Consider the following 6,000-nt stretch of genomic DNA (forward strand, 5'->3'; position numbering starts at 1 on the left):
AAACTGATTATTGCCACCCCAGTATGAAATCAGTTTTTAAATAAAGGTGGTTTTTGTGTTGGCTCTGGGTATAAAACAAGAGCTTTACTTTCATAGTTTACAATGGTTTACCTGAAGTGATTTTCGTAGCGCCCCAGATGACCCTTGCTGGGGCGCAATTTATTGTTAACTATTAACGACGTTCTCTAACAAACACCGTAAATGAAAAGGTGAAATCAGAATTTGCAAAGAGTGGACGAGTGCTTGAGTTACCTGTGTCACATGCAAAGTATTGTCTTCCACCAAATGGACTACTGGTAATAAAAGTGGCATCAGCCTTATTCTCAAAAACAACATTTTCAGGGGTTCCTTTGGCGACGGTCATTGTGCATTCATGAACGGGTATATTAAAAAAACCAAATTCGCCTATACGTGGAGTTATATCTGCTTTGAAAAAATATTGAGTGCCATTGATTACCTGGCTTTGCATAACGGGAACATCTGAACAAATAGCGTTGGATTGAACTCGTCTACCGAATGTGCTTTTTTGACCTGTTGCAGTTTCTTCAATAGTGCCAAAAACAGCGCATCTTAAATTTTGGGGGATTTCAACCCCATCTGGGTATTCTGCAAACGCCGCATTACCAAAAGACATTGCAAATAAAACAGAGCTAAAGATGGATGTCACTTTATTCATTGTAAATTCCTCATGATAGATGTTTAAGATGGCAATATGTCAACACCGAACAAAAATCAAAAAGCATTCTCGGATATTCCTTGAATGTAAAGGCTTGTTAAAGTTCCATATGAATTGTAAGAATTATTATTAAGAATTATCAGGTTTTGACCAAGAGAATATAAAGCTTACTTTTTTAAAAAGTATCACGGAAAAATCACGAGCCAATATGCTTTGGTCATATTATTTCTGGTCGTAAAAAAAGAAAAGAAATCGTCGTTGGTTGTAATGCTCGTCATGAGCCTAGACATGTCTTTTGTCTAATCGAAAGGCTTTGGTAATTTGGGGGCTTACTTTGACAAAGGTGAATCGTTACACAGTCTCGTTACACTCAGTATGTTAAAGTTGGCTTTTGTAAATGATCAATTTAGTGCGCTTCAAATTCTTAATTTTATTTCCCCGCCCCCTTGGGGCGAGGTTATTTGTTTTGGTATTTATCCTTTTTTATTTTCCATTAATACTTTTTTCGCTAAATTAATTTGTGCTGCCAAGAAATCACTGCCACCGCGATCTGGGTGCATTTTTTGGATAAGACGTTTGTGGGCTTGATGAATTTCTTTTTCACTGGCGCCGGGTTTCAGGCCCAAAACGTCTAATGCTTGGGCTTCGTCCATGCTGGTTTGTTGGGCAGGGTGTTGTTGAAAGTCGGTAAGGTGAGGGTAATATTTTTCTAAATACGCTGCCAAAAATTGTTGAGCATGGAGATCATTTTGGCAGTAACGATAAAAAGTGGTTAATTCTTGTTCGGTTAATTCTTTTAATTGACGTCCTGTCCATTCACCTTGAGTAATTTTTGCGCCCATTTCGCCTTTTTCATCTAAGTAGGCTTCAAAAAAAGTATTTGCGCCCGTTTGTGGCGGTGTGTTTTTTTTAAACCATTTTTGTACGGTGGGGTTTTTCAGAAACGGAAACAGTCGAATTCCCACTGTAATAAGTTGTTTTAAAAGGGGAATGACGGCGGCAATCGCCACCCCGATCCAATGCAACTTTCCCGTTATGGTCAGTAACAACAGTGTGATGACAACACCGGTAATAATGACGTGGCGCCATAGCTTTTTGCGCTGTGCAGGCGGTTGTTTATTGATGTGTCGCATGGTCCCAATGACTAAAATCAGGACGGCGATAATGAAAAGAATGCGAATCATAATCGTCGGTATACCGTTGTCGTTTACGAATGAAACCCATATTACTGTGTTTAAATCGTTTTCGATATAAGGGTTAACGTTTCCATATCAAGGGGGCTAGCATAGAGGTTGTTTCAGATCTTGCGGGCCAGCCAATGAGTAGCTATACCCAAGTTTGGTGTTTAAACGTTTTATAGCATTGGGGAGTAAATATGGCATCTCATGGGTCTTCCACGCCGCATCCTGTTTTTTTGTCAGACGAGTCGGGTGAGCCACAGTGGGTGGTGTTACACATTGATGAGTATCGACAGTTAAAGTCTCAACATGATTCGAATCACTCGGAGGAGACCGTAACTTCCGGCTTTAGCAATGAAGCGGCCAGGGTGGCAAGCGATCACCTTGACGTTGATTCCTCAGCGTTGGTGAATTTAAAAGCGCTTCGGGAACAAAAACACCTTTCGTTGGAGGATATGGCCAAAGCGGCGGGGATTAGCCCGCTCTATATGGACATGATCGAAAAGGGGCAACGAATGCCCGGTGAGCCAGTGATAAGAGGTTTGGCAGGGGTGTTAGGTGTCCCTCTGCCACAGTTACAACAGTTATTTTCAGCCGCGCCTGATCGACTCAATACGTCTACGGTTTAGATTAGATACATTACCCTTTTTCAGGCTAGCCCAGCCGCAGATAACTTGTCTGCGGTGCTGCTGGTTTATGGTGCTTATTGATTTACGGTGCTATTGGTAGATCAGGCTGAGCCCCACTCGGCGTAGGTAGTCAGACTCTTGCTCCAGTGTTAGCAGCGTGAGAGGGTGCTCTTCTAGCCAGCCTGCGTCGAAGGTGAGGGTGATGGTGCTGTCTTCCCAGCGCAAGTATGGTTCAACCGGCAAGCGCTTTCGCCGGCGATTTAACAAAACGGCTAAACGAAGTGAAACCACCATTGCCAGAATGGTATCGCGGTGCTCAGGATTCAGGGTGGATAGTTGTTGTACGCTAAGCTTTCGGCGATGCATCCCCACCAGTGTGGCCAGTAAAAATTGTTCGTATCGATTAAATCCGGCTAAATCACCGTGCTCTAACAGGTAACGGCCATGATGGTGATAGCCTGAGTGCGACAGGCTTAAGCCAATTTCATGGAGCATGGCCGCCCAGCTTAAAATCTTTTCTGCATTCAGGCCCGATATCGCTTGGGTTTCTAGCTGTGAGAATAATTGCAGCGCAGTTTCTTTGACGCGTTTACCTTGCTTTTTCTCAATTCGGTATTTATCCAGTTGATGGTCAACGGTCTCGTCGCGAATGTCGGCATGACGCATCCGGCCGATAGCATCGTAGATCAACCCTTCTTTTAGAGTGCTGAGTGAAACGTGTAATTCTTGAATCTTCAATTGATCAAAAATGGCTTTGAGCACGGCAAGGCCGGCAGGCAGTACATCACGGCGCAGTTTCGGAATGCCTTCTACGTCAACTTTGCCCGTCTCGATGACACTATCATACAAAGATTCCAGCCCCACTTTGGTAATGACTCCGGTAGGGGTTAACTCTGGCATCAATCCCGCGATGACTTTCATGGTGCCTGAGGCACCGTAGGCCACATTCCAACCTTCTCGTCGGTAGGTCTTGCGGATGAGTTCCAATTCTTCACAGGCTTCAAGATAGGCATTGCGCATCATTTTTTCGGTAACGACACCGCGTTCGGCGGCCTTTTGAAAGTACTTTTCGGCATAGGTAACGCAACCGATGCTCAAGCTTTCCAATAATTTGGGGCGGTAATCTTGCCCGATAATAAACTCAGTACTGCCGCCACCGATGTCCACCACCAATCGTTTGCGATGATCGTGAGAAATGGAGTGGGACACCCCGAGGTACACCAGACGCGCTTCTTCATAACCGGAGACGATTTGAATGGGGTAGCCCAAGGTTTTTTCTGCTTTGGACAAAAAATCATCGGCATTGTGGGCGGCACGTAATGCCTTGGTGCCCACTGCGCGTATCTGCGAGCCAGGGATTTCCTTAATCCGATCGTAAAAGCAGGCCAGGCAGGTGAGGGCACGTTCCTGCGCCTCTTCACTTAATACACCGTTCTTTAAACCTCTGGCGATTTGCACCATGTCTTTTACTCGGTCAATCACTTCCAGAACACCATTGTTTTCACGGGCAATGAGCATGTGAAAACTATTGGATCCAAGGTCGACGGCAACAAAATAAGGGGCGGAAGAGAGTTGAGAGGAGGAAGAAGCATTTTTAGACAAAATAAAACACCTGTCTGAATCAATCGTTAAACTGCTAGTATATCCCACCTTAGACTGATGTGAAGTTTCTGGTGTGCCGATTCTGCTCGAAAGGATTGCGCCTTTTGCACTTGAGTCTGTCATCAATGTTTTATTGACTCATGATTTTAGGATCATCATGGTATGATGCGCCGCTTTTCTTCTAACAGTTTTTCTGAGAGCGGTTTTAGTGAAATGAGCGCACAGCAGCAAAGAGAAGCCTTCGGCGTTACCCTCCTTACCAATTCCCATAAAGACATTCGTCGTCTTCGCCAGCAACACGGTGCTCCCAGTATTCACGGGAATAAATTCTGGAAATCCACTTACCTTTTAATGGATTACTTAAAAGAGTTTCCAATACCCAACGGCGCACGTGTATTGGAATTAGGGTGTGGTTGGGGTATTGCGGGTATTTATTGTGCAAAGCACGGCGCGCATGTCACTGGGTTAGACGCAGACCCCGCCGTCTTGCCGTATTTTGAACATCATGCTCAGTTAAATGAGGTGAGTGTTGCAACCCTTTGTATGCGCTACGAAAAGCTGACCAAGCAAATTTTATCGGAATTTGATGTAGTGATTGCCGCAGATATTTGTTTCTGGGATGAAATGGTCAACCCGTTATACAACTTGGTGCGTAGATGTACTCAAGCCGGTGTTCAACGTATTGTCATGACCGATCCCGCCCGCCCGCCTTTTTCAGAAATGGCCGAGCGTGCGGTGGAAAAATTAGGCGCTGAGCTTGAGGTATGGAGTATTCCGCACCCATATAACACCAGCGGTTTAGTGATGGATTGGCAAATTGACTGATCCAGAACAACTCATACAGAACGACTGATACAACAGGGCAAATAAAATAAATAGCTTGAATACATGTTTGGATACACGTTTGAATAAACGTTCGGATAAACACAGCTTGAATGAACAGTGAGTAAGGCCATGAGTGCATTTGATAAATCGATTCTTCCATCATCAGATCAGGCGTTATCTGGTCGTGATGTAGCAGTGGCAGTTGCGGAGCAACATGTGGTGCTTGGTTCCTCTATGAAAGACTTTCAACCACCGGTTGAAGTCATTTATTTAGGGTTAGGTTGTTTTTGGGGAGCTGAACGCAAGTTTTGGCAAACAGGCGAGGTGGTCTCTACCGCCGTAGGTTACGGTGGTGGGTTAACACCGAACCCAACTTATGAGGAAGTGTGTACCGGAGGCACGGGGCATACAGAATTAGTGTTGGTTGCCTACGACCCATCACAAACTTCATTGGAGTCACTCTTGAAGGTATTTTGGGAGTCTCATGACCCAACTCAGGGTATGCGCCAGGGTAATGATCGTGGCACCCAATATCGATCTGCTATTTATTGCACGACCTCGGCACAACTTGCTACTGCAAAAGCTTCAAAAGACGCATTTCAAACCGCGTTATCCGACGCAGGATTTGGCGACATCACGACAGAAATTACATCGTTTTCGAATTTTTATTACGCCGAAGATTACCATCAGCAATATTTGCACAAAAACCCAAATGGGTATTGTGGTATTGGGGGTTGTGCGGTGGATTTTTCGATGCCAGTGTAAGCCTAATTTTGATGCATGGCCGTGAGTGGTTGCTACGTAGTGGTTGTTACTAAAGGGTGCATAACTTAGCCAACACTGTATAATACAGTCATGAAAAATGATGGCAGAAAATTAAGTCACGATACGCTCGAAGAAATTCGCATTCGTGCAGTACAACAAGTGGAAGCTGGCGAAAGTCCTGAAGTCGTAATCAAAGCGCTCGGCTTTAATCGCAGCCAAATTTATCGATGGTTGGCCCTTTATCGTGAAGGGGGCTATGAGGCATTGAAAAAAAGCGTAGCCAAAGGTCGAGAACCCAAGCTATCTGACCAGCAACTTCAAAAGC

At 44.7% G+C, this 6,000-nt stretch carries 7 protein-coding genes; 4 read left to right on the plus strand and 3 right to left on the minus strand.

Going from position 1 to position 6,000, the window contains the following annotated elements; all coding sequences use genetic code 11:
* Positions 1-172: 172 nt before the first annotated feature.
* Together LU351_RS16655 and LU351_RS16660 are read right to left on the minus strand one after the other, a co-directional pair.
* Positions 173-676 carry a hypothetical protein gene (locus LU351_RS16655; protein WP_232595222.1) on the minus strand — a complete coding sequence of 168 codons (504 nt, stop codon included), beginning with the start codon at positions 674-676 and terminating at the stop codon, positions 173-175.
* 473 nt (positions 677-1,149) lie between these two features.
* Positions 1,150-1,860, minus strand: a complete 711-nt coding sequence (locus LU351_RS16660) for a J domain-containing protein (protein WP_232595223.1) — start codon at positions 1,858-1,860, stop codon at positions 1,150-1,152.
* Between the two features lie 191 nt (positions 1,861-2,051).
* Between LU351_RS16660 and LU351_RS16665 the strand changes: the two genes are divergently transcribed.
* The gene (locus LU351_RS16665; RefSeq protein ID WP_232595224.1) at positions 2,052-2,483 is read left to right on the plus strand and encodes a helix-turn-helix domain-containing protein; all 432 of its coding nucleotides are present in this window, start codon (positions 2,052-2,054) and stop codon (positions 2,481-2,483) included.
* A gap of 90 nt (positions 2,484-2,573) precedes the next feature.
* Here LU351_RS16665 and LU351_RS16670 read toward each other — a convergent pair whose 3' ends face one another.
* The gene (locus tag LU351_RS16670; RefSeq protein WP_232595225.1) at positions 2,574-4,085 is read right to left on the minus strand and encodes a Ppx/GppA phosphatase family protein; all 1,512 of its coding nucleotides are present in this window, start codon (positions 4,083-4,085) and stop codon (positions 2,574-2,576) included.
* 162 nt (positions 4,086-4,247) lie between these two features.
* Here LU351_RS16670 and LU351_RS16675 point away from each other — a divergent pair, with 162 nt between their 5' ends.
* From LU351_RS16675 to LU351_RS16685, 3 genes are all read left to right on the plus strand, one after another.
* The gene (locus tag LU351_RS16675; RefSeq protein WP_232595226.1) at positions 4,248-4,910 is read left to right on the plus strand and encodes a class I SAM-dependent methyltransferase; all 663 of its coding nucleotides are present in this window, start codon (positions 4,248-4,250) and stop codon (positions 4,908-4,910) included.
* Between the two features lie 129 nt (positions 4,911-5,039).
* Positions 5,040-5,675 (plus strand): peptide-methionine (S)-S-oxide reductase MsrA, encoded by a 636-nt coding sequence (gene msrA / locus LU351_RS16680; protein WP_232595227.1) that lies wholly within the window; start codon positions 5,040-5,042, stop codon positions 5,673-5,675.
* A 90-nt stretch (positions 5,676-5,765) separates the two neighbouring features.
* On the plus strand, positions 5,766-6,000 hold a 235-nt coding region (locus LU351_RS16685; protein ID WP_232592619.1), incomplete at its 3' end, for a helix-turn-helix domain-containing protein.

Source organism: Marinibactrum halimedae, assembly GCF_021234875.1.
Taxonomy (GTDB): domain Bacteria; phylum Pseudomonadota; class Gammaproteobacteria; order Pseudomonadales; family Cellvibrionaceae; genus Marinibactrum; species Marinibactrum halimedae.